This is a genomic window from Sphingobacterium sp. R2 (assembly GCF_040760075.1).
In the GTDB taxonomy this organism is placed as follows: domain Bacteria; phylum Bacteroidota; class Bacteroidia; order Sphingobacteriales; family Sphingobacteriaceae; genus Sphingobacterium.
On record NZ_CP142884.1, the window covers coordinates 5,206,265 to 5,229,600 of the forward strand.

At 39.8% G+C, this 23,336-nt stretch carries 26 protein-coding genes, 1 pseudogene and 1 riboswitch; of the genes and pseudogenes, 18 read left to right on the forward strand and 9 right to left on the reverse strand.

Translation table 11 applies throughout. The features are described 5' to 3' along the window. Positions 1-156: 156 nt before the first annotated feature. Positions 157-768: an NAD(P)H-dependent oxidoreductase gene (locus VXM68_RS21745; RefSeq protein WP_293938823.1), complete on the reverse strand. Its 612-nt coding sequence runs from the start codon at positions 766-768 to the stop codon at positions 157-159. Between the two features lie 97 nt (positions 769-865). Here VXM68_RS21745 and VXM68_RS21750 point away from each other — a divergent pair, with 97 nt between their 5' ends. Both VXM68_RS21750 and VXM68_RS21755 read left to right on the forward strand, forming a co-directional pair. After that, the gene (locus tag VXM68_RS21750; protein ID WP_367210031.1) at positions 866-1,762 is read left to right on the forward strand and encodes a LysR family transcriptional regulator; all 897 of its coding nucleotides are present in this window, start codon (positions 866-868) and stop codon (positions 1,760-1,762) included. 87 nt (positions 1,763-1,849) lie between these two features. After that, on the forward strand, positions 1,850-2,737 hold the full coding sequence (locus VXM68_RS21755) for an efflux RND transporter periplasmic adaptor subunit (RefSeq protein ID WP_367211314.1): 888 nt from the start codon (positions 1,850-1,852) through the stop codon (positions 2,735-2,737). A 170-nt stretch (positions 2,738-2,907) separates the two neighbouring features. Here the strand turns inward: VXM68_RS21755 and VXM68_RS21760 are convergent, their stop codons facing one another. Then, complete coding sequence (locus VXM68_RS21760) at positions 2,908-3,741, reverse strand: hypothetical protein (protein WP_367210032.1); 834 nt, start codon at positions 3,739-3,741, stop codon at positions 2,908-2,910. A 412-nt stretch (positions 3,742-4,153) separates the two neighbouring features. Between VXM68_RS21760 and VXM68_RS21765 the strand changes: the two genes are divergently transcribed. The 4 genes from VXM68_RS21765 (at position 4,154) to VXM68_RS21780 (ending at position 6,080) form a co-directional block, all read left to right on the forward strand. Continuing rightward, positions 4,154-4,699, forward strand: coding sequence for a trans-aconitate 2-methyltransferase (locus tag VXM68_RS21765; protein WP_367210033.1), 546 nt, complete (start codon positions 4,154-4,156; stop codon positions 4,697-4,699). After that, entirely contained in the window at positions 4,696-4,977 is a 282-nt protein-coding gene (locus tag VXM68_RS21770; protein WP_367210034.1) for a hypothetical protein, read from the forward strand. Before VXM68_RS21765 ends, VXM68_RS21770 begins: the two co-directional genes overlap by 4 nt. 197 nt (positions 4,978-5,174) lie before the next feature. Further along, on the forward strand, positions 5,175-5,537 hold the full coding sequence (locus VXM68_RS21775) for a DUF4180 domain-containing protein (RefSeq protein ID WP_367210035.1): 363 nt from the start codon (positions 5,175-5,177) through the stop codon (positions 5,535-5,537). 3 nt (positions 5,538-5,540) lie between these two features. Continuing rightward, positions 5,541-6,080 (forward strand): GNAT family protein, encoded by a 540-nt coding sequence (locus VXM68_RS21780; RefSeq protein WP_294346522.1) that lies wholly within the window; start codon positions 5,541-5,543, stop codon positions 6,078-6,080. Between the two features lie 16 nt (positions 6,081-6,096). Here VXM68_RS21780 and VXM68_RS21785 read toward each other — a convergent pair whose 3' ends face one another. Next, on the reverse strand, positions 6,097-6,549 hold the full coding sequence (locus VXM68_RS21785) for a VOC family protein (protein WP_293952092.1): 453 nt from the start codon (positions 6,547-6,549) through the stop codon (positions 6,097-6,099). Between the two features lie 19 nt (positions 6,550-6,568). Beyond that, positions 6,569-7,021, reverse strand: coding sequence for a GNAT family N-acetyltransferase (locus VXM68_RS21790; protein ID WP_367210036.1), 453 nt, complete (start codon positions 7,019-7,021; stop codon positions 6,569-6,571). A 217-nt stretch (positions 7,022-7,238) separates the two neighbouring features. Here VXM68_RS21790 and VXM68_RS21795 point away from each other — a divergent pair, with 217 nt between their 5' ends. The 4 genes from VXM68_RS21795 (at position 7,239) to VXM68_RS21810 (ending at position 11,713) form a co-directional block, all read left to right on the forward strand. Then, complete coding sequence (locus VXM68_RS21795) at positions 7,239-7,739, forward strand: GNAT family N-acetyltransferase (protein WP_312331811.1); 501 nt, start codon at positions 7,239-7,241, stop codon at positions 7,737-7,739. A gap of 64 nt (positions 7,740-7,803) precedes the next feature. After that, entirely contained in the window at positions 7,804-8,700 is an 897-nt protein-coding gene (locus VXM68_RS21800) for a helix-turn-helix domain-containing protein (protein ID WP_367210037.1), read from the forward strand. Between the two features lie 96 nt (positions 8,701-8,796). Then, on the forward strand, positions 8,797-10,737 hold the full coding sequence (locus VXM68_RS21805; protein ID WP_367210038.1) for an oleate hydratase: 1,941 nt from the start codon (positions 8,797-8,799) through the stop codon (positions 10,735-10,737). A gap of 79 nt (positions 10,738-10,816) precedes the next feature. Continuing rightward, positions 10,817-11,713, forward strand: coding sequence for a 3-hydroxyacyl-CoA dehydrogenase (locus tag VXM68_RS21810; protein WP_293952083.1), 897 nt, complete (start codon positions 10,817-10,819; stop codon positions 11,711-11,713). A 149-nt stretch (positions 11,714-11,862) separates the two neighbouring features. Here the strand turns inward: VXM68_RS21810 and VXM68_RS21815 are convergent, their stop codons facing one another. Next, positions 11,863-12,633: a DUF3050 domain-containing protein gene (locus VXM68_RS21815; protein ID WP_367210039.1), complete on the reverse strand. Its 771-nt coding sequence runs from the start codon at positions 12,631-12,633 to the stop codon at positions 11,863-11,865. A 209-nt stretch (positions 12,634-12,842) separates the two neighbouring features. Next, positions 12,843-12,936, forward strand: a riboswitch (SAM-I-IV-variant riboswitch). Between the two features lie 66 nt (positions 12,937-13,002). Here VXM68_RS21815 and VXM68_RS21820 point away from each other — a divergent pair. Next, positions 13,003-13,266 (forward strand): 5-oxoprolinase, encoded by a 264-nt coding sequence (locus tag VXM68_RS21820; protein ID WP_121125014.1) that lies wholly within the window; start codon positions 13,003-13,005, stop codon positions 13,264-13,266. Between the two features lie 32 nt (positions 13,267-13,298). Here VXM68_RS21820 and VXM68_RS21825 read toward each other — a convergent pair whose 3' ends face one another. Further along, positions 13,299-13,604, reverse strand: coding sequence for a hypothetical protein (locus VXM68_RS21825; RefSeq protein WP_312365088.1), 306 nt, complete (start codon positions 13,602-13,604; stop codon positions 13,299-13,301). Positions 13,605-13,779: 175 nt separating this feature from the next. Between VXM68_RS21825 and VXM68_RS21830 the strand changes: the two genes are divergently transcribed. The 4 genes from VXM68_RS21830 to VXM68_RS21845 all read left to right on the forward strand — a co-directional run bounded on the left by VXM68_RS21830 (position 13,780) and on the right by VXM68_RS21845 (position 16,583). After that, a complete protein-coding gene (locus tag VXM68_RS21830) occupies positions 13,780-14,658 on the forward strand; it encodes an AraC family transcriptional regulator (RefSeq protein ID WP_367210040.1) in 879 nt (292 codons plus the stop codon). A 136-nt stretch (positions 14,659-14,794) separates the two neighbouring features. After that, a complete protein-coding gene (locus VXM68_RS21835) occupies positions 14,795-15,127 on the forward strand; it encodes a hypothetical protein (protein WP_293952077.1) in 333 nt (110 codons plus the stop codon). Positions 15,128-15,144: 17 nt separating this feature from the next. After that, a complete protein-coding gene (locus VXM68_RS21840) occupies positions 15,145-15,573 on the forward strand; it encodes a hypothetical protein (protein ID WP_367210041.1) in 429 nt (142 codons plus the stop codon). Positions 15,574-15,617: 44 nt separating this feature from the next. Beyond that, positions 15,618-16,583: a DKNYY domain-containing protein gene (locus VXM68_RS21845; RefSeq protein ID WP_367210042.1), complete on the forward strand. Its 966-nt coding sequence runs from the start codon at positions 15,618-15,620 to the stop codon at positions 16,581-16,583. Position 16,584: 1 nt separating this feature from the next. Here the strand turns inward: VXM68_RS21845 and VXM68_RS21850 are convergent, their stop codons facing one another. Together VXM68_RS21850 and VXM68_RS21855 are read right to left on the reverse strand one after the other, a co-directional pair. Continuing rightward, entirely contained in the window at positions 16,585-17,679 is a 1,095-nt protein-coding gene (locus tag VXM68_RS21850) for a hypothetical protein (RefSeq protein ID WP_367210044.1), read from the reverse strand. 16 nt (positions 17,680-17,695) lie between these two features. Beyond that, positions 17,696-18,505: an RNA polymerase sigma factor gene (locus VXM68_RS21855; RefSeq protein ID WP_367210045.1), complete on the reverse strand. Its 810-nt coding sequence runs from the start codon at positions 18,503-18,505 to the stop codon at positions 17,696-17,698. 1,207 nt (positions 18,506-19,712) lie between these two features. Between VXM68_RS21855 and VXM68_RS21860 the strand changes: the two genes are divergently transcribed. Further along, positions 19,713-20,216, forward strand: coding sequence for a helix-turn-helix domain-containing protein (locus VXM68_RS21860; RefSeq protein ID WP_367210046.1), 504 nt, complete (start codon positions 19,713-19,715; stop codon positions 20,214-20,216). Positions 20,217-20,273: 57 nt separating this feature from the next. On the opposite strand, the gene VXM68_RS21865 is transcribed toward VXM68_RS21860, so the two are convergent. Further along, complete coding sequence (locus tag VXM68_RS21865) at positions 20,274-20,717, reverse strand: hypothetical protein (RefSeq protein WP_367210047.1); 444 nt, start codon at positions 20,715-20,717, stop codon at positions 20,274-20,276. Positions 20,718-21,081: 364 nt separating this feature from the next. On the opposite strand from VXM68_RS21865, the gene tnpB reads away from it, so the two are divergent. Both tnpB and VXM68_RS21875 read left to right on the forward strand, forming a co-directional pair. Beyond that, positions 21,082-21,252: an IS66 family insertion sequence element accessory protein TnpB gene (gene tnpB, locus VXM68_RS21870; protein ID WP_367210048.1), complete on the forward strand. Its 171-nt coding sequence runs from the start codon at positions 21,082-21,084 to the stop codon at positions 21,250-21,252. Positions 21,253-21,300: 48 nt separating this feature from the next. After that, positions 21,301-22,795 (forward strand): annotated as a pseudogene (locus tag VXM68_RS21875) (IS66 family transposase). The last annotated feature ends 541 nt before the right edge of the window (positions 22,796-23,336 follow it).

Below are 23,336 nucleotides of genomic sequence, written 5' to 3' on the forward strand. Positions count from 1 at the left end.
ATTCAAGGCAACACAAATGATTTTGGCACCCACCGCAATACCTCAATTCTAGTTAATACCTTCCTCCTGCGCACGGCCTACAATACAAGCTATTTTTTACCATCTTTTCTCATCACAATACTGCCACGGATAAAGCGATATATCGATCAATAAATTTTAGTTCATCGTGGTTTCCAAATGGAACACCTCTTCCAAATATTGTTTATATTCCTTTTCGTAATTGTCAATACGTTCTTGAGACGCACCTTTCTCCATATCATGAAAATGGAAACTTCCCAGATGTTCCAATCCGGCAAACTGATTCATCTTGTGAAAACCGAATAAAACACCGGCATCAACGGAATGCTGATCAAAAAACTCATTTTCCATTGTAAAGGCTGTCTCAGGAGCATTCCAGCTCGAAGTCACCAGGTATTTTTTACCCTGCATCAAACCACCGGTACCATAGTTAATGGCCGGATTGTTACGTGAACGACCATCATGTTTATAGATACCATTGTTGTGACCCGCCGTAAAAACCTCATCGATATAAAGCTTCAGACGATTCGGAACCTGAAACCACCATACAGGAAAATGGTAAATGATAATGTCTGCCCATTTAAAATTTTCAACTTCAACCATTGGATCAAAATCATCGTTGATATTGGTAACCCTTGTTTCAAATCCATTATCACCCAATGTTTCAAGGGTCCAATTTGTTATCGTCGTATTAAAAGAGCCTCCCGAGTGTGCGAATTTCTGTCCGCCATTAATAATAAATATGTTCATTTCTATAAGTTTTCTTATTGATAATACAAATTTCTATCATTTTTATATATCATAAAAATAATTTAAATTATATATTTGTATCATAAAAATAATAACCATGAAATGGAACTTAGAATGGCTTCGTACGTTTAAGGCAATCTATGAAACCGGAACATTATCTGCAGCTGCACAGGAATTGTTTATTTCCCAACCTGGTGTCAGCCTACATCTGAATTCCCTGGAAGCGTTTACGGGGCACAAGCTTTTTGATCGCTCTGCGCGAAGAATGGTGCCGACCGAAAAGGGGAAAATCTTGTACAACTATGTGATTGATCCGCTTAAAAAACTAGAAACTGGTGAACAGCATTTTCACAAACGTGCATTGGACGAACGTATAACGATCAGTATCGGAATGTGTTTTGAGACTTTTCAGTACACCCTGGAAGAACATATTGCCCAGCTCCCCTTCAATTTAATTATCAAATTTGGAGAATACTCGCAGATGCAGCAGGATCTTGATAATGGCCTATTGGACCTTATTATTACGCCTCAAAAAGGAAACCAGCAGAACCTGCAATACGAAGCGTTCTCAAAAGAACGCATTGTCTTGATTGCGGGGTGTCAGACCGACACATCCACACTGGAAGCACTGCTGAGCGACAATAAAATTAAAGAAGCAGCTCAACTCCTTAAAAAACAATTATGGTATAGCACGGCTGCCGATATGGATCATTTAAAAAACTACTGGTCAACACACTTTGGCGAGCATCCAGACTTTAGCCCCAATTATATCGTTCCTAATATTAGCTCCATCATACGCTGCTTAAGCAACAATACTGGCTTTTCCATCGTTCCCGATTTCCTATGTGCTGAAGCACTTGCTTCCGGGAAAATAAAACTAATCTGGGAAGGGACATCGCCTGTCGAAAATATCCTTTACTTCGGAACGAGAAAGAAAACCATGTACCAGGAAGAAATCGGTCAATTGGAAACGCTATTAAAGGAGAAATGGTAGTCAACTGACTCGTTCATAGCGATAAGATCACCATTAGCTTGGCGCTATTTATTCGCTAGCCGCTCCTGCAATTCCCGACGGAAAGTAATACCGACAAGCAGTTATGTCAAGAGCCTCAATGTGGACATCGGAAGTCAAGTGCATGCCGGTCAGCTATTAGCTGTATTGGAGGCTCCCGAATTAAGTTCACAACTATCAGCCGCAAAATCACGTTTCAAATCCCAGGAGGCCATCTATATGGCGACCAAAAGCACTTACGACAGACTCTTTGAAACCAGTAAAGTCGAGGGAACGGTGGCTAAACTCGATCTTGAGGTTGCTGAGTCAAAAAAGAATGCTGATTTTGCCCAGTACCAAGCCGCTAAATCAGCCTATGCAGAAGTACAAAACCTCTTGAATTATTTGGAAATCAGGGCGCCCTTCGACGGTGTCATCGCAACAAGAAATGTCAATCAGGGCGCCTATGTTGGTCCAGCTGGCCGTGGTTCGGAAATGCCGATCATGACCATTCAACAACAACGTAAACTCCGGTTAGCCGTTGCTGTTCCTGAACAATACTCCGGTTTTTTAGCGGAAAACCAGCCCTTACAATTTACGGTCAAATCATTGCCTGGACAAACATTCTCCGGTAAGATCGCACGTAAATCGGGGGCATTGGACAGCCGGTTAAGAGCTGAACGGGTAGAAATTGATATTATCAATACAGACAACAAGCTATTGCCCGGTATGGTCGCCGAGGTCGAATTGCCTTTGACTTCCCAAGACAGCACTTTCGTTGTGCCGAAATCAGCGGTATTTACATCCGGTGAAGGGAGTTTTGTAATTGCTGTCGTTGCTGGCAAAACACAACGTCTCCCGGTTCAGAAAGGGCGCAGCATAAATGGTCAGACCGAAATTTTTGGTGACTTAAAGGGGGGCGTTACGCTGGTCAGCAAAGCAGATGAAGAGATTATAGATGGTACGTCGGTCAACTAAGACGCTCATGAATTTGAAGTTCTCATAACTAACAAAAACCGAACCCGATTGAGACGGGTTCGGTTCTTAAAATTTCCTAAAGTTCCATACATTGAAATGGCTATACGAATTCAACAAATCGGAGTGCCTTTATTATTGGTCAATCTAGCTTTCATGGTTAAGTCTGGATGCTATTGCCCTTCTTTCGGGTCAATTGCGGCAGCCACTGCAGTGAGCGCCAAGGCTCCCCCAACAATCATCGCTCCTTGTCCTTTTTTCTCTTTAACAGCCACCACATCCCCACGCCTATTATATAATTCAATTATATTGTTAAGCGCTACAGCACCCGTCTGCCAAAGCTGGGCAGCATAAAATCTTTGCTCCGTAGTTTTAGGAACTGCTTTACCATCTTCCAAAATAGAATAACTTAGATAGCTCCTTAAACTGTATGGTGATTCAGCACCTTCAAATCGCGCAAGTTTCACTGCATAACTCTCCCCATTCATATCATACATATACACTTTCTCTTTTCGAGATGATCGTACAATGGCTTTAACATCATTTTTAAAATCAAAATAATGCCCATCCACATAGGCATGTGGTGGGATAAGTACCACATCTTTAGGTAAACTTACCGATCCCGTAATATAACCATTAACCCATGCGTCGTTGAATAACGTTGTATTTCGAGTATCTATATTGGAAACAGAGGCGTTCACCTTTCCGTTAAAATCGGCTTTTTCGGCTGAATAGCCTACCGCTTTACCGTTAATAACCAAGGCCGAACTTTTAAGATCCCATAAGATCGGCTTATCAATTTTGTTTTCTATCCGCAGATAAATTCGACCATCTCGGTCGGCAAAGGAATAATCGATTTGTAGCGTATCATTATCAAAAGAAAATGTTCCTTTGTCTTCATCTTTCTTTACATTCTCGCCGTTGAATGTCATGAGGTAATTAGAAGAACAGGCTGAAAGAAAAACAGCACAATAAATTGGCATGAGCATTTTAAATACTTTTCGCATAACATCAGGATATTTTAGTGCAACTATAACGGTTATAGAATCGTTGTCCAACAATATAAAAATTATTCTAAAGAATACAGTGAAATAATATAAAAAAATCTGATTATTTCTCTCTTAAAAGGACATTTTTCTGTATTAATAGGGATGCTATTGTGTTGTGCACCAATTAATACTAAAACAATACCAACTGGCAAACTAACCAGGTATTTATAGGGGGTTAACAGGGGGATAGCAGGGGGTTAACAGGGGTATATTCCTGTTAACCCCCTGCTATCCCCGCGTAGTCTTCGTGTTATATCACGGTTAATGTAGGTATTGGTATAGCTTTGGTATCAAGTAAATAATAGGGTGCTTTTACTATTGCTTAGAAATCATGGAATTTTAGTGATGCATAGCGACTTTTTTAAAACGAATGCAAAAGCTATATTTACAAAAACCTAAACCCATGTTCATTAAAGAGAAATTTATCGACAGAAAGGATCAACAGGCCAATAAGATATTTGAAAGAAGGACATTATCTTCCGATTATAGAACGATTATTCCCTTACTGTCTCCGGGAATGAAAATATTGGATGTAGGCTGCGGTACAGGTACACTGACCAATGAGGTTGCGGCACATATCGGTGACGGGACAATAATCGGTCTGGATAACACTGGCGCTTTTATAGACAGTGGAAAGGAGCTGTATGCTAGCACTAGAAATTTAAGTCTTGTCTGCTGTAATATTTTCGACTACCAGCCGCCACATGAGTTTGACTTGATTATTACAGCGCGCACCATGCAGTGGTTAAGCGATATTCCTAAAGCACTGGATCTTTTCAAATCCTGGCTAAAGCCTGCTGGGCAAATTTCTATTTTAGATTACAACCATACCACGATCGAGTGGAATCCCGCTCACCAGAGAGCATGCTTGAATTTTATCGTACTTTCCTTAGATGGCGAGAAAATGCAGGCATGAATAATCGAGTTGCCGATACAGTAGCCGCACTTCTACAGGAAGCAGGGTTCAATGCAATTCAGGTGATCAATGCTGATCAAGTTTATAAAAGAGGAGAAGACAATTTTGGAGTAAACTTAGCCATCTGGAACAAAGTGGCCCAGTCGCGACAAATGGTCATCGAAGGTTATATTACTGACGAACTTCGCTTGCAGGCTATTGAGGAATATACAAGATGGATAGAAATAGAAGCGACAAGCATGACACTTAAAATGAACGATGTACGGGCTAAAATATAATCTCCTTTTATCCGTTTTCCTCCTACTGACACTCCCCGGGTTGGCCGTAAAAGCACAGCTCAGGGATACCATGAGCAATGTAGGCAACCATAGTCTTCATTTTGCTTTAATGGAGGGAAAGGGTATCCCAACGTAGAGCACTGAATCATGGAGTATGGTCCCACAAATTTATTTTTAAAACGACACAACAAAAAAAAATGGAAATCACTATTATTCAGCTAGGTGACGAAAACATTGCTGAAGTTAAAAGTTCAGGCGTCTTTATCCATAATCTCGATGATGGTCTACAGATTATGGTCGACTGTGGCGCGCAAGAAGCATACAAAGCAATTATTTATCAAGAGAACATCACAGACGATTTCTTCGAACTTAAAACAAAACTTGCCGGTGAAATTCTTCAGAAATATACGCAGTATGGGTTTGACATTGCCATCGTTGGCGATTTCTCCAGATACAACAGCAAAAGTCTAAACGATTTTATCTACGAAAGCAATAAATCAAAGAAAATCAATTTTGTAGGTACGCGTGAAGAAGCGATAGCCAGATTTTCAAAACGTTAAACCATGCATATTGAATCAGAAAGATTAGCGATTCGGCCCATTATGGCGGAGGATAGTCAGGCCGTATTGAGTTACCGCTCGGATAAAGAAACCAATAAATACCAGGGCTGGATTCCAAAATCCTTGGCAGAAGTCGATGCATTTATTGCAAAAAATCCGGGTACATTCAATCTTCCAGAGTCGTGGTTTCAGCTTGTTATGACCGACAAAAGTGCAAATACTGTAATCGGTGATATTGGTGTGCATTTCTTCGGTGCTGAACATCTACAGGTGGAATTGGGCTGTACCATAAAAAAAGAATTCCAGCAACAGGGATATGCGAAAGAAGGACTGAAAACAGTTATGGAGGCCCTGTTCCGTCAGTATCATAAACATCGGATCACGGCCTCGGTAGCCCCAGAAAATAAGGCATCCATACAGCTTTTAACAAGCTTGGGATTCCGAAAGGAAGCTCATTTTGTAAAAAGCTATTTCCATAACGGTCGATGGGAAGATGACGTGGTCTTTGCTATCCTTGCCGAAGAATGGAATTCAACACAATAAGTCGCGAAAAAGCGACTTATTGTGTTGTACGATCGATCCAATCCGCGTAAGACAGAACGCCTAGTTCGGGCCTACCTTCCCCTTCCAAAACTGCGATAAACTCCAATTGGTTGCCATCCGGATCATTAAAGTAAATGGCCAATGCCGGCATCCATGCAAAGACCATCGGTGCTTCGATCCCATCTTTTAAAAAATTATAAGGTGTCAGGTCACGAGTTTTCAGATAGTCCACGGCATAGTTTAAGATATCTTCTTTATCCGCTCTAAAAGCAAAATGTCTCGGTTGAAAGTTTGTTTCTTCCTGCCACAACCCCAACATATATTCTTTCCCGGATCCAATCCATAAAAAAACAATGGGACGTGTCGGATCGCGATGCGCCACTCGTAATCCCAATACCTCTGTATAAAATGCGACAGATTTAGCTAAATCACGCACCTGAATATGCGTTTCGTATAAACCTTGTATCATAAGTTATTTCATTTTAAAATTATTTCGATCCATTGATAGTGCTCTCGTGATGTAAATGCAAGATCGGGTAGGGTTTGCCCATACCATCTACAGCTGAGCGCCCCATAAGCTGATATCCTTTTTTCAGATAAAAATTAACAGCCTGCTGATTTTGCTCATTGACATCAACTTTATACACCTCCAGCTTATCGAGTACATGCTGCAGTGCCACAGTCCCAATACCTTTTCCCCTGTAGGCTGAATCCACAAATAACATTTCCAGATTATCATCAGAGACAGCGAAAAAAGCGGCAGGCTGTCCATCGTCATCCATTACATATACCTTTAATTGTGGTAAATACTCGGTTGGGATCAGTCTCTTATACAACTGAAGATCCTCCTCCTTCAAAAAATCATGTGTTGCCCGAACCGAATTTTCCCATATGCGCAGGATTGCCGCATAGTCCGCTTCACTTGCCGCTCTTATTTCCATACCTATTATCTCCCTCTAAAAATTCTTATTTACACCATATCGCTACGGGATAGCATTCTTATAAAAGCTTCCCTTCCGCTTTACAGAAAGGCAATTTAACTCAATTGCAGAACTGAATCCATAAAAAAAGCTTAATAAGACAGAAAGATGATGATTTAGGTTCCGATAATTTGATTTCAGAGAAAACAACCTTATCTTGTAAGTAAACGCATTGGCCATGTATAATACACTTCTATTCAAAAAATATCTCCCGGAAGATTTTGACGCTTTCCACGACTTGGTTAAATCGGATGATGTCATGAAATACATTACCGGTAAAGGATTGCCCAAAGAACAGGCCCGGAAAAAATTCGATTCGATTCTAGAAATCAACCAGGATCCTGATTTAGGTTATTTTAAAGTAATCGAAGCGGATACGCTAAAGCTTTTGGGCGACTGTAAGCTTGTTAATTACAAAAAAGATCCAAGTGTATTCGAAATTGGTTATTTGCTCCGCAAAGAACATTGGGGGAAGGGGCTGGGAACACAGATTTGCGAGTCGATGCTTGCCCTTGCCACAACATTAAATCCAGATAAAGATGTGATCGGTATTATTGATCCCGATAACACCGCATCGAAACGACTACTGAACAAGTTCGGATTCAAAAGTTTCTTCGTTGGGTTAGAGGATGCTTTAGCGACCGAGAAGCTTATCCTTAAACGAACAGTATCCGAATAAGCAAAGCCCATTTGTTTATTAGAAATAATCTTCTCAGCCCATGTCCGAGTCAAACAAAAAATCCATGAAGCTTAAGGTGAAGAAAAACTGTTACACACACGAAAGTCTTCAAGATACCTTATCATTCTTTGGCGTAAATTGCCACCGCCCCTATTACATTTCTTCCGGTAATCCCATTTTTGAATACCCAAGCAATGCTTTTCGTATCGACTTCTATGCGATCTGTATCTGTACCGCAGGAGATATCACGATTGAAATCGATAATCAGGAATACCATTTTTCAAAAAATAGGATTCTCGTATCGGCACCGACAACAATTATCAAATTCTCACAAGTCAGTGCCAACTTTAGAATGAAGCTGATCTTCTTTGACAAAGCATTTCTTCTCAAACATATTGTCAATCCATTTTTTATTGAGCAACTGGGATTTTTTAAGAACTCGACTTTTACCATAGTCATTTCCCAAGACAAACAAATTGACAAGCTCTTAAAATTAATAGACTACCTCAAAGAAGTTTCTTTAAGAACAACGCATTTTACAGCAGATATCATCCGCACGGTTATTTTTAATCTCCTGTTAGAAATTGCCGACGAACTGGCATCTAAAGACCAAGATCCAATGGAGAGTGTACAGGAGACCAACAACTTGTTCTATAAGTTTACAGATCTGGTACAGCGACATAGCAACCAATACAAAGACGTACAATATTACGCCGACCAGTTATTTATTTCAAACAAATACCTCATTCAGGTTGTTAAAAGAGCATCAGGTAAAACACCACATGAAATTATTGATGAGCATGTACTTAAAGAAGCCTATGTGCTGCTCGGAAATCCCGAAAAGACTATCTCAGAAATTTCTTATGAAATCGGATTTAATTCCATCTCAGCATTTGGTCGTTTTTTCAAAAAATACGCTACTTTATCGCCATCAGAGTACCGAAAGCGACAAAATATGTAGATAGCGGAAATTCGGTAGAACAATAGCGAATTTGAGGGCACAAATGATTAAGGTTGTCTTAGTAACTTTAGTCAAGGATTAAAAAACATCAGAATCATGAAAGAAATCACCTCAAAATTCGACAAAGTATTAAATACATCTGCTGAATATGGAAATGTAAATCATGAACCTGATTCAAGCAAAGAACAACAACGTAATACACCAAAGAAATCGATGCCTTTTTCTGATCAGATCGGTAATTATCAGCGCAATAAAGGCATTCCCCCAAAATCATATAAAGACAGTAAAATCTACATCGTCGGAAGTGGTATAGCAGGGATGTCTGCTGCTTATTATTTTATCCGCGATGGACATGTTCCTGCGGAGAACATCACATTTCTCGAACAGCTCCATGTGGAAGGTGGCTCGTTAGATGGGGCGGGTAATGCTACCGATGGTTATATCATCCGCGGTGGCAGGGAAATGGATATGACCTACGAAAATCTTTGGGATATGTTTCAGGATATCCCTGCATTGGAGATGCCTGCCCCTTACAGTGTGTTGGACGAGTACCGTTTGATCAATGATAATGATTCCAATTACTCGAAAGCCCGTCTCATTCATAAACTGGGCGAGATAAAAGACTTCAGCAAGTTTGGGCTGGGCAAAATGGATCAGCTGGCCATCATTCGATTGCTCCTTAAAAATAAAGAAGATCTAGATGACTTAACCATCGAAGACTACTTCAGCGAATCATTTTTATCCAGCAATTTCTGGAATTTCTGGCGTACCATGTTCGCTTTCGAAAACTGGCATAGTTTACTTGAGCTGAAATTGTACATGCACCGCTTTTTACATGCGATAGACGGATTGAATGATCTTTCATCACTTGTATTCCCAAAATACAACCAATACGACACTTTTGTGACCCCTTTGCGTAAAGTACTTCAAAGCAAAGGTGTAAACATTCGATTCAATGTATTGGTCAAAGATCTGGACATCCAAAGCAATACTGATGGAAAAGTTGTGGAGGCCCTAATTACAAAACAAGATGGCAAAGAAGTAAAAATTCCAATCGGGAAAGACGATTTCGTCATTATGACAACTGGATCAATGACAGAAGATACCTTCTACGGGGACAATAAAAACGCGCCGATTATCGGTATCGACAACAGCAGCAGCGGTCAAAGCGCGGGCTGGAAGCTCTGGAAAAACCTCGCCGCCAAGTCAGCCATATTTGGTAAACCCGAAAAGTTCTGCAGTAACATCGAAAAATCAGCATGGGAGTCTGCAACACTGACTTGTAAGCCTTCGGCTTTGGTTGAAAAACTCAAAGCATATGCGGTCAATGACCCCTATTCGGGTAAAACAGTTACTGGCGGTATCATCACCATTACCGATTCCGATTGGTTGATGAGTTTCACCTGTAATAGACAGCCACATTTCCCTGGACAACCGGATGATGTTCTTGTCTTATGGGTATATGCCTTATTTATGGATAAAGAAGGAAATTACATCAAAAAGCCCATGCCCGAATGTACCGGAGATGAAATTCTAGCCGAGTTATGCCACCATCTAGGCATCATTGATCAACTGGAGAATGTTATCACAAATACCATTGTACGTACGGCGTTTATGCCTTACATTACGTCTATGTTTATGCCTAGAGCAAAGGGTGACCGTCCAAGAGTTGTCCCTGAGGGCTGCAAAAATCTTGGCTTGGTCGGTCAGTTTGTCGAAACTAATAACGATGTGGTTTTTACCATGGAAAGCTCAGTACGCACAGCTCGGATTGCCGTATATGAACTTTTAAACTTAAATAAACAGGTTCCAGATATCAATCCCCTTCAATACGACATCCGTCATCTCTTAAAAGCAGCCAAAACGTTAAATGACGACAAACCGTTTATAGGAGAAGGTTTACTGCGTAAACTATTTAAAGGAACTTACTTTGAACATATCCTGCCACTTGGTTCCGCGGACGAGGAAGAGCATGAATCCTTTCTCACAGAGCAGATCAGCAAATTCAAAGATTGGTTAAAGGGAATCAAAGGATAAGGATAAAAATCAGAAAAGAACAGCAATGATTTTAAATAATAATAATAATAATAATAATAATAATAATAATAATAATAAGATGGACTTTAAAAATATAACAATTGCAGGAAGCGGTGTTTTAGGTTATCAGATCGCTTTCCAAACTGCTTTTCATGGCTATGATGTTACCGTATATGACATCAACGATGAGGTACTTGAAAAAGCAAAAGCTAAATTTGATCTTATGGCGCAGGCATTTGAGAAAGATCTTCATGCCAGTCAGGAACAACTGGCTTCAACCTTCGACAGACTCAGTTACGATTCAAACCTTGCTTCGGCAGTAGCAAACGCAGATTTTCTGATCGAAGCTGTTCCCGAAAACCCTGCCATTAAAATTGGTTTCTATCAGGAGTTAGCGAAAGTCGCTCCAGAGAAAACCATTTTTGCGACAAACTCCTCCACCCTACTACCAAGTCAGTTTGCCCAAGAAACTGGCCGTCCAGAGAAGTTCCTGGCGCTACATTTTGCCAATGAAATCTGGAAGCACAATACAGCAGAAATTATGGGCCATCCGGGTACAGACAAAACGGTATTTGAGCAGGTTGTAAACTTTGCAAAATCCATTGGCATGGTTGCCCTACCGCTGCATAAGGAGCAGCCTGGCTATATTGTAAACTCCTTACTTGTCCCATTACTTTCGGCAGCAACGGATCTTTTGGTCAACGAAGTAGCCGATGCCCAAACGATCGACAAGACTTGGATGGTTGCCACGGGAGCGCCAACAGGCCCCTTTGGCATACTCGATATCGTTGGCATCACAACAGCCTATAATATTAACAAAATGAGTGCCGAGGCAACCAATGATCCCATAAAGATAAAAACTGTAGCCTATCTCAAAGAACATTTTATAGACAAGAACAAATTAGGCGTCGCTACCGGGGAAGGGTTTTATACCTATCCCAATCCAGCCTATCAATCGCCAGACTTTTTGAAGTAATCGACTGGCTTTCGAAAGAACGCGACTTCAATAAACAGCTCGTGCATGATATTGCAAGATAACGGATAAATAAGACTTGTTATACAGTATACAGAAATGCCTTTCAAATGCTGATTTGAAAGGCATTTCTCCAACATCTGCTTAGCGTATTATCCATATAAGGAATCTTCAATTGCATTCCACAGTTGAATTCTTTTTTGCAGCGCAACTTTACTAATTTCCTTCATTTCCGTCCATTTAACCTCATCGTCCTTCGCAAGATCTGTAATCATCTGCATCGCCAATGGACCGTGTTCGTCACCATCTAAATCAATATGCCGCTGAAAATAATAAATAAAACTGTCTAAATTGGCTGTGGGGAAATTCGCTTTAATTTCTTCTAAAATAGACGTAAACATTCCGGGGATGAGGTCTTCACGTCCAAAGGTAAACACCGCCGCAATTTTATGCACCTCGCCCTCGGCAATCACTTCAAATGTAAAATTCAGAAAATCTTTGATTCGCTTATCCAATGTTGTCATTGCTATAACATCGAATATATTATCCGATTTTTTGGCATTGGCAATAAATTTATTGATCAAATGGAGATCGGCCCCCATAGCAGACATGGCGTCGAGATACATCTCAAAATGGCTTAATCGACGTCCATCGATATATTCATCCGACTCTTCTGCCAATACAATTTCATTAATCAAATAGCGCGTTGAAGGATGTTCACTGGCGAACCATGGAAGTGTGGTACAGGTTAATTTGATCTGTAAAGCTTTTAATAAAGACATAAAATCCCATACAGCATACACATGCCCTTCGGTAAAAGAACGTAAATTTTTGATCGTTTTGACTTTACGGTATAAAGGGTGTTGCAATAATACTTCGCGTTCAGCAGCAATGTATTCGTTAATTTCCGCAATTCTATTCATGGCGCAAAAGTATTGTGTTATCTCTGCTTTTTAAAGTATTTTCGATGAGATTACAGTAACATGATAAATTTCCCATCCAGCTAACCGCTTTATAACCAAATCACAGCCAACACCCCGCCTCGCTTTGACCTCCCTATTTCTGTAGCTAACGCCCATTTAACCTTAAAAACAAAAAAAAATTTCATTATAAAAAATAATCTACTATATTTGTAGAGTATTCAGAATTGCATGATGCAATACCAACCGAGTGGAGGCACCGCGGTGGTAAATTAATACGGGTTTCGACCAAAATAAACGTCGCAGAACGATTATTTTCCCAATAAGATCTGGATACAGTTTATGGTTTAATCCTTTAAATTTTTAAATTGTATGGCTACTACAACAAATCTTTACCAACATTTACTGGAAAAATTCAGTTATTACTCCACAGATGAACTGATCCAGCTCAACAACGACACCATTTTAGGACAAGGCTGGGGATCATCGAAAGCTACCTTCAGGACAGCTTTGATCAGTACGTTTTCAAAAAGGGGACTTGATCTTTCTAATATTATTTCCAAGGAAGACGGTTTCACCTCGGTGAAGCAGGTACCTGTACGCTTGGAACAGAATGTCCTGATTCCTTTACAGTAATGCCCTATAAACAAAAAAAGAGTAGGCCTAGCCTACTCTTTCGTCAATGAGTGATGATATCTTAATGTATGATTGAGCGAATGGGCTGTTTGCCGAGCGTCGTCTTTGTAGGACGAGAGATCGTCGCAATTTTGAATTTCTGCCACATCCACTTTCGTTCTTACTTTGCTGATGACCTGATTTAATTCCGATTTCCAGTTGCCCGGATCGCCAAAATCGTCCATCCAATTTTTATTGATAAACTTTTTGTAGTTCAAAAGCAAAATATACAATTCCTCACCACTACCGGCGCGATTGATTGACGTGCGCCAGTTCTCTAATTTTTCTTTAAAACTCATAACCAGCAATATACAAAAGAAATACGACTTGACCAAATATTCCGAGTTTTACCGTACGTATTGACAAAGATTTGACAGGATAATCGCTTTTTCGTCGGGGTCGACAATTTCATAAAAACTGTTATCTTTATCACCGCAGCCTGAGCGCTTAAACGGTTGCAATTTAGTTGAATACATGAGTATGCGATATTTTGATTTTGAAAACAGTAAATACGGCTTTCCCTTAGCGATGGATGCCCATCGGTTTGAGGACAATACCGACCTGATTTTTGAAGCCGAACCACACACCATCAACTTTTTTGAGATCATGTTTTTTGAACAGGGAAGCGGGGTGGCATATACCAATGAAAAACGTATTGATCTATGCCCAGGAACCATTTTATTCGCTTTTCCCAATCAGATCAAGCAATATGAATTTGATAAAAATAGCGTCAAAGGATTCCATTTAATCTTCAAACCTGAGTTTTTGGAATCGTTCTTTCAGGATAAGACACTTGTATATAAACTACCCTATTTTTACAACTATTCATTTTCGCCCTATATTGTCGCAGCAACTCATGATTTCGAGGTATTTAAAATCCTGCTTTCCGAAATTGTTTTTGAGATCGGAACATTTCGATCCGACAGTCCCAATATGATTCGCGCATTCCTTGCCAGTATTTTACTGCGGCTGGATCGGCTATTTCGCGCATTTCACCATATAGCCAATGAAGGCTCGAACAATAATTTGCTGACGCGATTTAAAATGCTCATGGAAGAGCATGTCAACTCCAACCTGAACTGCAATCAATACGCGGACTTACTGAAAATACATCGCAATGAGCTGAATCGTCAAATTAAAGCTTATACGGGCCACAGTCCAATCCACCTAATCCAACGCCGAAAAGTTCAAGAAATCAAACAGCGGCTTCTCCTGGACGAGCAGTCTATCGCCCAAATTGCCGTTGAACTTCATTTCAGCGATCCTAATAATCTTTCCAGATTTTTTAAAAAACTAACGGGCATATCTCCTTACGCCTATAAGCAGAAAATGCAAAATGATAGTTTTTCATAAACTTGTGATAGCTATCCATTGACAAAGCGGGGCTATCTTTGCATAGATCGTCGTTGCATTCATCAGATGACGGTCACCGTTTTAAGATTCATCAGCTGGATACGTTTATGTTATCGAGCATCACACTTGAAAAAATATGCTAAAAGCACTACTATTCTGTTGTTCACTTTATGGGCTACTTACTAACCCCGCATACCGTATTACTGGCCGTTTAGTTGACCACCAGTACAATCCGGTTGGTTATTTCATAATTGAAACCTTTGTATCCAATACGGAAAGGGAGCCCTTGGCCTTATTAGGTCGGGATACCGTTAGGAATAGCAATGGCGAATTTAAGATCAAGGTGTTAAAAAAGGGGAGCTATCTTCTAAGGATAGCCGTTCCGGATTACACCGATTATTCTCTTTTTACCACCATACAGGATTCAACCTACTCCTTTCCTGAAATACATTTGCAGCAAACAAAATAAGTGTTACCTATTCAACCTTGTATCCCATAGACCGCATTTTTGCGATCGCATTTGCCTTCTCTAGGGTGATTGGTCGTATTCGCTTAAGGTATCCTAGGGGCTTACTAGCCCCCTTGTTTGCCTATTCTTTGCCGACTGGTTGCTATTTAGTTACCATTTTAGCAGAGAAACAGCTAAAAAACACCAATCAAACAGCAGAGAAACGGCAAAGAAACAGCAGAGAAACAGCAGAGAAACGGCAAAGAAACAGCAGAGAAACGGCAAAGAAACAGCAAGGAATAAGCAGAGAAAGAGCAAACCAATGCCAAGCCAATCTCCTAGCAGGAGCGAAGAAGTACCAAAGAATAGGCAAAGAAATACCAAAGAACGCAGGAAAAAACACTGCGTATTATCTGCAAAAAATCAATCGACAACTAAACTTTTACCTTATATTGCGGTCTCATTAACACGTACACAAACAAGAATTCTTCTATTTTAGTCCAAACGCGATATGATACTAGCTATTTCCTTCAAAACCATGCTCGCCCTTCTTCTGCTTGGCTCTGCCAGCGATGTCTATGTTGATAATAGCAAATACGAAAATAGCAGTGCCTATATCCATCAAGACCAGTTGGGAGACGGCTATGCCAAAATTGGCGGTCGTATTTACTATCGTGGTAAAGAAATTGTCAATGCCAATGCCGGTTCTTTTCAGTTTTTAGGTGATGGTTATGCAAAAGACACCTGGAAAGTCTATTTTCGGGGGTCAATTCTAACTGATGCCAGCCCATCTACTTTCCAATTTCTTTGCGACGGTTATGCTAGTGATGCTTGGAGAGTTTATTTTTATGGCAAGCCATTGTTGGACGCAACAACTTCCACCTTTAAGACACTGGGAAATGGTTACAGCAAAGATACGTGGAAAGTCTACTATTTAGGCAAGGAAATTAATGGGGCAAACGCTTCGAGCTTTGAAAATCTCGGTCGGGGGTATGCGAAAGATCATTGGAACAGCTATTATAGGGGCGAAAAGAACGAGAGATTTGCTGGTCCTACCACACAGCCTCTTGGTGGTCAATATTCCAAGGACAATTGGTCTGTTTTTTATAAAAATCAGAAAGTGGAAGGGGCTTCTGCTTCAACGTTTGAATACCTTGATGATGGCTATGCCAAAGACGCCTGGAATCTTTTTTACCGTGGAATTAAAGTCGAGGGCGGCAGCCCCAACTCTTTCAAATCAATCGGAAATGGCTATGCCGTAGACCCCTGGGCAGTCTATTATCAGGGAATAAAAGTTAACGGCGCTTCGGCATCCACCTTTAAAGCACTTGGGGGAGGGTATGCAAAAGACTCCTGGACGGTCTTCTATCGCGGCCAGGAGTTGAAAGGAGCGAGTGCTTCAACCTTTGAATATTTGGATAACGGCTATGCCGGGGATGCATGGAGCAAGTTTTATAAAGGGAAAAAATTGGATTGATCTATTCGATGATAATGTTGATCCCGACCATTTTAGCTTTGTATTTAATTTTTTCGATAAGACCGTAGTAGCTCCAGTTTCGCAGTAAGAATTTATCGCCTTTGGCAATTTCCTCCTTATTGGATTGGTTGACCAACAAGAGGGTGCCTGCCTGTGCTTTCACACAAAGTTCAATTAACCGGCGGCTATAGAGATGGAGTTTGGTGTCTACATAATTTTTCTCCTTTTCGTTATAGTGTTCCAAGCTTTTCATTTTCCGCTTACGACCACGCCCACCTTTATCAAATGCTGCAGCTTTTTGCAAGCGATGCCGCGCGGCTTGGATGGCCATACGTCGGTAAGTAAACTCTTCTTTATTACCGATCTGAAAGGACTCCTTTCCGATGGTCACTGCTATGGGATGTTCGATTGAAAGCGACGCTTCGGCGATAATGTTATCTTTCAATTCTTGGATTTTCTTTGGGAGCTCGAGGGCCAACAGCAGAAAGATCTTGCCTTTAACAATTTTGATTGCGCTGCTGCAGACTTTGATTTGCCCAACCAATGCGCGCTGAAGAAGAACCCGCTTATCCGACCGGTCTTTACCGAGGTAGGTTCGAAACGGTATTTTGAATAATGTGAATTTAAAATCTCTAGTATTCTCATCTTTACTCAAATTAATTTGCCTACCAGGAAAGGGAATGGGCATATCCTTTTTGTAATTACGAAGTGATTTTTCGCCCTTCCAATAGGAGAGACGATCTGCCTGAAAATATTTGATTAAAACCGTATTTATCTGTGATAGAATATCCGTAGGAATTCGACCCTTAAAATAATTAGATAGCACGCGGTAAGTAGTGTTCATGCGTGAAGTATTCAATACACCTTCCGGATCCTTTGCCTGATCGGCCAGTTTAATTTTAACATCATCTTGCAAATAAATCAGGTCTTTCAGATTTTCCTGCACATATTGGTGGGTGATGACCATATTAGCGGCACGGAATACGAGATCCTGCCATTCAAAGAGTTTTTTAAAATATTCCGACCGTTTTTCTTTATCGTCACAATCCACGAACACCTGTATTTTCCGGGTCAACACCATTGTATCAGCTGCCATATTGCTTTTATTTTTTTTATGCTATTTTTTTTGATTTAATTTTTGCGTGCGCATTAATAAACAACGTCCTTACCTGTCCCCCATCCAGCTGCAATGCTTCCGAAATTTTGTCGAAGGAATACTGCAATTCGTAGCGCATGCGAAATACTTCAGCTTCCTCTTCGGTCATTTCACCATTTAACTTAAATTCGACCGGCTTGGCTACAAGCTGCATTTTCTCCTCACTATGAACGATGGCACGTAGGTATTCGATTGCATTTTCAATTTGTAGACTAACCTCATAATCTGATATGTTCCCCATATAGTACGCGATACGTTCATAGTTAAAACTATATTTGAGGCAGAGACGAATAAAAAGTTGTTGATCGCGGTTGAGGTTTGGAAGAATAGCATTAAGCTGGTCCATTCTCTTCTTCTTTTCCAATTCCAGTTGCTCGATATAGAGCACATCGTCTTCGTTTTCCTCTTCCAGTTCATAGCCCAGCATAAACTCCTGATAATCCTCTATGCTATCGAGCCGCAGCAAGCTTCGCTGAAATTTATTTTTTGATTTTTTGTAAAAAGCTTTAATGGCAGACTTCACCTGAACTTTCAGAAAGTCGAAGATTTCAGTTTCGGAATGTACATTTTCTCGGAACAGCCAAAGCCGTAGAAAGGCCTCTTGGGCAATGCTTTCGCCTGTACATTCGTCATCCGTTGCGCGGTGTGCACGAAAAAGGAAATGTTTATAGAATTTTTGGTAGAAGAATTTAAGCCCCCTTTCTTCCCCTTGGCGGAGGTTTTCTAATGCGCGTATGGTCTCTTGTTTTCGTAAAAGTAGTTTCATAATTCGTCCTTTCTTGGTTAAAGCGAAAATCATTTACCGCAGCTCCGGCGGAATTTGACGGATTTTATGAAAACCGAAGCTGGGTAAGTGTAAATTGTTATCTGGTTATAAAACTTATTGGTATTGAATGGAAGATAATGTCGTTACGCGGTCCAGTTGTATATACCCTTTATTTTAGATCATTAACATCAAAAGGATAAAACAATCCCTATCGAGCCGTTATGTATACCCTACATTTTAGAAACATCAACATAATAGTTTCCCCAATTGCGATTTTTTCACGTTGTTGAATATACCATACATCTTAAGGTCATCAACATCTTAAGTTGTGAGCGCTTGAATAGAGCAATGTTGTGTACCCAACTTTTTGAGATCGTTAACATCTCTCTTTGAAAAAAGTTACGCGTTGTAAAGTTGTTACTAACCGACATCTTGAGACCATTAACATCCTAGTTGTCGCTATGTGTTCTAAACAAAGAGTTGTATATAACCTACCTTTTGAGATCGTTAACATCTATGCGAATAATACAAATGCTTAACACATTGTTGTATATAACCTACCTTTTGAGATCGTTAACATCCTACCACATATTATAGTAATAATAATCAAGAACATAGCACAGGATGTAACCCAACATTTTCTTAAAAAGGGCATTTAGTGAGTCGCCATTGCGCTCACCCTACGGCATAACAAGATGCCTCCTATTCTAATCAAACCGATCAGCAAAACATCCGATCAGCCTAAATTTTTATATTCTCCCTTTCAATACCAATAAGTCAAAGAACATCCTTAACGCAAAATAATTACTTTATTTTTGCGCAAACACAGCTTTTGAACAAACTCAATACCGAGTCTATTTTAACGATTCAAATAATTTTATTTTTCTTAACCCTATGCTTTGAATGGCAGTACACGTCAATAATAGGGGTTATCAACATAGGATACGAGATACAAATCTACAAAATAGTCATGAGTTTTATTCCGGTGACTTTACTATATTTTTAATACTTAATTTTCTCATTATTTGCATTTTAATCGTACAATAATAGTTTTGCACTATGAGTCCACAATTATTGGTACGGTTCACAGTTCACATTTAGTTTATCGGCTTTCGTTGAAACAAATATACATAAGAATAATTATTTGCGCAAATAAAATACAAATATTATTATTCAAATTATGCGCAAATAAGTCTTCCATTTGTATATGGCAGATATTAACGAGAAGATACTGGTTGAAATCGGTGAGGAATTGCGCATTCAACGGGAAAAAATATACTATACCCTGAAAGATGTGGCGAATATGACCGGATTGACTACCAATACGATTGCAGCTATTGAAAAAGGAAAAGGTTCTTCTTTGAACAACTTTATTCTGATCTGCCGTGCGCTGAAAATCCAACCACATAAGATATTCAAAAAAGAGATTGATTTAACGCCGCTCTACAATATCCCACCAGAGTCAAAACGCCGTATCGAACTAACTAAAGAACTGGATGACCTTGTTTATAATTCCAACTTCTTTGAGATACCCCGTCGTGTTTCTGATATCATCCAACAGCTGAATGCCAACAAAGACCAAAGCAATAAATTCTCTGTTTATCTCAGCGGTTACTGTGAGGAAGGAACCTTGGAATATGAAAAACATGGAAATTATAAACAATACCGAAAAAACCATTCTGCGAAACCTGTTAAGAAGGATAGCGAATAATCGGCGTCTTATTTATCTTTGGCAACTTTATTAGCTAATTTCTCGGTTGCACAAACTCTAAATACCTTTTCCCAGAATCGGTAATCTTGTATGTTGATTGGGAGCGCGTTGAGAATCGGTTAGTAGCATTCCTATATTGAGAAAAGCTTTAAAGGTGAATAATCTCAATGAAGGGGATGTATTGATGCTCTCTTTATCCTTTTTAGATAAAGTTGAATATGTGCTACCCTGTATAACTTGCTTAAATGCTCTTAGACGGTCACCAGTCACCACCTCGTAACCGCTGGCGCTTAATTCATCTTCATTTTGTGCTAATAGCCGCTCAATTGTTCTAGAATCGACTTCATAAAAGTACTCCAGTTGCCCCTTCGTAAACCTAAATTTCTTCTCAAACATTACTCCCTCAAAACCGATAGCCTTATAAATCTTCGGAATTGCCAAGTTGTTATTGAGAACATTTTTTCTATCAATTATAGAAGTTGTTAAATCTTTTTTTGACATCAGTTTCCTTGTATATATGGGAGGGTTACCGACATCAATGTCGGTAACCCTCTGATTTTTCAATATAAAACACTGTATTACAAAACTTTATTTATCTTTTTTTTTCAACAACTAACTATTTAACGGTTCTATAACACGTTGATAAACAATTTGTACCTCTTGTTTAGCACAAACAAGAGGTACATATTGATTTATTTACTTTTCAATCATGCTAAAAATTACAGAAAAATACTCATTTTTTGAATTCCAATTAGTTATCTTAAATTATAACTTCAAATACATATGAGAGGATCTTGCCTCTTTGTGTTTTATAACGATACGTTCATACAGCCTGCCTTGGTAGTAGACAGCATTCGATTAGCTGTTGCATTGGGAGAAGGGAGGCTTTGTGTTGTATTATAAGCGTTTGGGGAGGGGAACTTTTCTGGCGCCGGGAGTGAAAAACGGTGAACTATCTTGGGGTGACCTGGTACTGATGGTTGAAGGTATACAGGTGGTAAAAAGTATTCAAAAAAGACGTTTTTCTTTGACTTAAAAGCGGTTTATTGTAGTATAAAAGCCGCTTTTTTCGTATATTTACACTATGGAAACAGCGCTGGAAAACCTCTCAAAAGAAGATCTTATCAAGGTTATTTCCAGTCGCGAGCAAGCTTTTTCAGAAAAAAATCAAAGGATAGAACACCTTACTCAGGAACGCGATCAGTTAAAATCTCAGGTTGAAATGCTTCGACGGATGCAGCTCGGACAGAAGCGTGAGCGCTTCGAAGGCGATCCCAACCAGACCATGCTCCCCTTTGAAGTAGAGCCTGCTGAAGTAGAGCAGCAACAGGATGAAATCAAAGAAAAGATCGAGTATATCCGCAAACGACCTAATCATAAAGGACGTGCTAAATTACCGGCACACCTTCCTGTAGAAGAAATCGAGATCTATCCTGAAGGTGATCTGTCTGAAATGGTATATATCGGTAGGGAAATCAGCAAGGAACTGGAGTGCGAGCCTGCCAAGTTCTATATCAAACGTTACATCCGTTATAAATATCCGGCTAAAGATAAATCGACCGTAGCCATTGCCGAGCTTACTGGCGATGATCCTGACGGCTAAGTACATGGATCATCTCCCTCTATACCGACAGAAACAGATCTTTGCCAGAGAAAATATACAGATACCCTCCTCAACCATCGACGGATGGACCAGACAGGCCCTGGAAAAACTCGAACCCTTGTACAAACAGTTGGTCTTCGACACCAAAGCACAAGGTTACTTACAGGTAGACGAAACGGTAATAAAAGTACTGGACAGTGATAAAAAAGGTGCTGCCCATCAAGGTTATCTTTGGGTATACCATTCGCCGTTGGATAAAACGGTGCTGTTTGATTATAATCCTTCCCGTGCTAGTCATGTACCTAAATCCATGCTGGATAACTTCAAGGGATATCTGCAGACGGACGGATATGCAGCCTACGAAAAGTTTGGCAAAAAGAAAAGCATCACCCATCTGGCCTGTTGGGCACACGCGCGCCGTGAATTTGAGAAAGCCTTACAGAATGATCCGCAAAGAGCCAAAAAGGCATTACTGATGATACAGCAATTATATGCTGTCGAGCAAAAAGCCAAAGAAGAAAAGCTATCGCCTGATAAGATCAAGGAGTTACGCCTCAAAGAGTCTCTTCCAGTCATCAACGATATGGGAAAATGGATCTTTGAAGAGATAAAAAACACATTACCCAAAAGCCAGATAGGAAAGGCTATGTCCTATGCATACGCACGCTGGGATATGCTATCGGAATATTTACGCGATGGAAATCTGCAGATTGACAATAACCTTATCGAGAACGCCATTCGCCCGGTTGCCCTAGGGAGAAAAAATTGGTTGTTCGCAGGTAGCCATGAGGCAGCACAGCGTGCAGCAATAATATATTCTTTCTTCGCCATTTGTAAAAAACATGAGGTTAATCCTTTTCAGTGGTTAAAGCATACGCTAATGAATATAGCATCCATAAATCATAAAAATATAACGGATCTTTACCCCCAAAACTTCAAGAAAGTAGTAGAAAATCAAAGCGCCCGTATTTCATAGGACGGATACTTTCAGCAGACCCTAAATACATAAAAAAATATGAACAACAATATCATTCGGAGTTTTTGGAAAGGAGGTCGTCTTTCAAACTTAGAAAAACTTTGGATTGCTTCATATATTAACAATGGACATACGTTTGAATTGTTTCGCTAATGAGCATATTACTTACAGTTAAAATATATCCAAAAGAAGGCCAAATATGATTGGAGACTCTTCAATCTGGTGGCATTCATCAGAATGAATATCTTCGTGAAAATAAATATCTGGCAATGGATAGATGATCCGTTTGTCAGTCAGGCTTCGGGTCAAAGGAAAAAGTTGACAGTTGCACATCTTCCCGGAATGAATAGTAGGATCAAAATTCAAATGAGGCAAAAATCTATGTTTGAAAAACACAAAAAAACCTCTAAAATTTCTTTAGGATACAAGTAATTCAGTGTTTATCATTATTTCTGCTAATAACGTAATATAATTTTTGATTTATTTTTGATTTATTTTTTATTCAATTACATAAATATTATCTCTGCTTTAGATTTTGAAA

Coding starts and splice junctions, on each gene's coding strand:
- VXM68_RS21745 (WP_293938823.1), bottom strand. CDS start 768: ATGAACATATTTATTATTAATGGCGGACAGAAATTCGCACACTCGGGA.
- VXM68_RS21750 (WP_367210031.1), top strand. CDS start 866: ATGAAATGGAACTTAGAATGGCTTCGTACGTTTAAGGCAATCTATGAA.
- VXM68_RS21760 (WP_367210032.1), bottom strand. CDS start 3,741: ATGCGAAAAGTATTTAAAATGCTCATGCCAATTTATTGTGCTGTTTTT.
- VXM68_RS21765 (WP_367210033.1), top strand. CDS start 4,154: ATGCAAAAGCTATATTTACAAAAACCTAAACCCATGTTCATTAAAGAG.
- VXM68_RS21770 (WP_367210034.1), top strand. CDS start 4,696: ATGAATAATCGAGTTGCCGATACAGTAGCCGCACTTCTACAGGAAGCA.
- VXM68_RS21775 (WP_367210035.1), top strand. CDS start 5,175: ATGGAAATCACTATTATTCAGCTAGGTGACGAAAACATTGCTGAAGTT.
- VXM68_RS21780 (WP_294346522.1), top strand. CDS start 5,541: ATGCATATTGAATCAGAAAGATTAGCGATTCGGCCCATTATGGCGGAG.
- VXM68_RS21785 (WP_293952092.1), bottom strand. CDS start 6,549: ATGATACAAGGTTTATACGAAACGCATATTCAGGTGCGTGATTTAGCT.
- VXM68_RS21790 (WP_367210036.1), bottom strand. CDS start 7,021: ATGGAAATAAGAGCGGCAAGTGAAGCGGACTATGCGGCAATCCTGCGC.
- VXM68_RS21795 (WP_312331811.1), top strand. CDS start 7,239: ATGTATAATACACTTCTATTCAAAAAATATCTCCCGGAAGATTTTGAC.
- VXM68_RS21800 (WP_367210037.1), top strand. CDS start 7,804: ATGAAGCTTAAGGTGAAGAAAAACTGTTACACACACGAAAGTCTTCAA.
- VXM68_RS21805 (WP_367210038.1), top strand. CDS start 8,797: ATGAAAGAAATCACCTCAAAATTCGACAAAGTATTAAATACATCTGCT.
- VXM68_RS21810 (WP_293952083.1), top strand. CDS start 10,817: ATGGACTTTAAAAATATAACAATTGCAGGAAGCGGTGTTTTAGGTTAT.
- VXM68_RS21815 (WP_367210039.1), bottom strand. CDS start 12,633: ATGAATAGAATTGCGGAAATTAACGAATACATTGCTGCTGAACGCGAA.
- VXM68_RS21820 (WP_121125014.1), top strand. CDS start 13,003: ATGGCTACTACAACAAATCTTTACCAACATTTACTGGAAAAATTCAGT.
- VXM68_RS21825 (WP_312365088.1), bottom strand. CDS start 13,604: ATGAGTTTTAAAGAAAAATTAGAGAACTGGCGCACGTCAATCAATCGC.
- VXM68_RS21830 (WP_367210040.1), top strand. CDS start 13,780: ATGAGTATGCGATATTTTGATTTTGAAAACAGTAAATACGGCTTTCCC.
- VXM68_RS21835 (WP_293952077.1), top strand. CDS start 14,795: ATGCTAAAAGCACTACTATTCTGTTGTTCACTTTATGGGCTACTTACT.
- VXM68_RS21845 (WP_367210042.1), top strand. CDS start 15,618: ATGATACTAGCTATTTCCTTCAAAACCATGCTCGCCCTTCTTCTGCTT.
- VXM68_RS21850 (WP_367210044.1), bottom strand. CDS start 17,679: ATGGCAGCTGATACAATGGTGTTGACCCGGAAAATACAGGTGTTCGTG.
- VXM68_RS21855 (WP_367210045.1), bottom strand. CDS start 18,505: ATGAAACTACTTTTACGAAAACAAGAGACCATACGCGCATTAGAAAAC.
- VXM68_RS21860 (WP_367210046.1), top strand. CDS start 19,713: ATGGCAGATATTAACGAGAAGATACTGGTTGAAATCGGTGAGGAATTG.
- VXM68_RS21865 (WP_367210047.1), bottom strand. CDS start 20,717: ATGTCAAAAAAAGATTTAACAACTTCTATAATTGATAGAAAAAATGTT.